General features: G+C 59.4%; 2 protein-coding genes. Both read left to right on the top strand.

The genetic code is table 11. The features are described 5' to 3' along the window. Positions 1–484: redoxin domain-containing protein (locus B3520_RS06715; protein WP_286875733.1), on the top strand; the 484-nt coding region annotated here is incomplete at its 5' end. A gap of 179 nt (positions 485–663) precedes the next feature. Beyond that, positions 664–1,735, top strand: a 1,072-nt coding sequence (locus B3520_RS06710) for a protein-disulfide reductase DsbD family protein (RefSeq protein WP_286875731.1), incomplete at its 3' end; no start/stop codon positions are given.

The following is a 1,735-nucleotide window of genomic DNA, read 5'->3' as shown; positions in this document are numbered from 1 at the left end:
AACCGCCAGACTAAAAGACGAATTTGCTAAGCGCAACTGCAAAGTGATCGCCATTTCGGTGGATCCGGTGGAAGATCATAAAGCGTGGTGCGGCGATATCGAGGAGACCCAAGGTCATGCCGTCAATTTCCCGATTATCGGGGATGAAGACAGAAGGGTCTCGCAGCTTTACGACATGCTGCATTCCGGTGAGGGTGATAGCTCGACCGTGCGATCGGTATTTTTGATCGACCCGAACAAGAAAATACGGATGACGCTGACCTACCCGAAAAGTGCGGGCCGCAATTTCGACGAAATCTTGCGGGTGATCGACTCGATCCAGTTGACCGACGGGTACAAAGTCGCCACACCGGTGAATTGGCGCAACGGCGACGATGTGATCATCCTGCCCACGCTGTCAGATGATGAGGCCAAGCGCCACTTCCCGGACGGATGGAAGGCCGTCAAGCCTTACCTCCGAGTGACCAAGCAGCCGAACCGTTGAGGTTTGAGCGTAACCCGCTGTTAGGGGCGTGGTTGCCCGCGCCCTTTCGGCTGGAGACCCTGTACCGGGACTTTGAGTGATTTCTAAAAACTTACGAAGAGTCGTCTTGTGCCCTCTATTCTTTGCACTGTGACTAAACGGAAAATGGAGGCTCAGTTATGAGCCTCTGGCAGTACCTGTTGCTGGCCACGGCGGCCGGTATGCTGCTTAATCTTACCCCCTGCGTACTGCCAGCGCTGCCGATTAAATTGCGCAGTATCGGTCGAGTGGTTGGCGATCGTCCCGGGCGACGCCTGTTGGCGGGGGCAGCACTGCTGGCTGGAACACTGACATTTTTTGGAGCACTGGCGGTGGCTACCGCCTGGTTGAACTGGACCTGGGGTGCCCTGTTTCACTCGGCTTCATTCCGGATGATGCTCGCTGTCGTGCTCGCCGGTCTGGGTGTTTGGAGCCTGGCTGGGCGCGGGTTTCAGCCTCCACAGTGGGCTTACCGGGTCCGGGGGGCGGGCTACGCCGAGCCGTACTTCGCCGGCTTGTTGGCGGCCGTGCTGTCTACTCCCTGCACCGGGCCTTTTCTGGGCGGCGTATTGGCATTCGCTCTGACCCAGTCGCCGGCTGCTATCGTGGCGCTTTTCCTGGCGGTTGGCACGGGTCTGGCACTTCCCTACCTAGTCCTGCTGGTCCGCCCTGGCCTGATCGCAAGGATACCCCGTGGCGGTGCCTGGTTGCTTCGCATCCAGCAATTCCTGGGGCTGGTATTGCTGGCCGGGGCAGTGTTCTTTGCGGCTACCGTGTTCCCGGATGGTGTGGGACGGTTGCTGTGGATAATCTGGGTGACGGTGCTTACCTTCTGGCTGATGCGCGCACTATGGGTCGGACCTGACCTCCGCGCGCGCTTGGTTCCGGCGGTAGTATTGGTCGGGACTGTGGTCACGGGACTCGCGGCGTGGCCGCAGCCGGGTCGTGTCGCAACCGATACCTTGGCCTGGGAGCCTCTGACGGATGAGGCACTGAGCGATGCGCGGACGGCACAACGACCGGTGCTGATTGAATTTACAGCTGATTGGTGCATCAATTGCAAAGTGCTCGAACAGACCGTTTATCGTGATCGGCGTGTGGTCCGAGCTGTCCGTGAGGTTAATGCTATCACACTGCGCGCTGACCTAACGCGGCCTGATGAGCGCCTGAAACGTTATTTGCGCGAGTTCGGCGGGGCCGGCCTGCCGTTTGCGGTGGTACTCAATGGTCGCC

The organism is Marinimicrobium sp. UBA4509 (assembly GCF_002388575.1).
In the GTDB taxonomy this organism is placed as follows: domain Bacteria; phylum Pseudomonadota; class Gammaproteobacteria; order Pseudomonadales; family Cellvibrionaceae; genus Marinimicrobium; species Marinimicrobium koreense.
The sequence above is the reverse complement of the archived record's forward strand: the minus strand, read 5'-3'. Positions and strand labels throughout refer to the sequence as shown.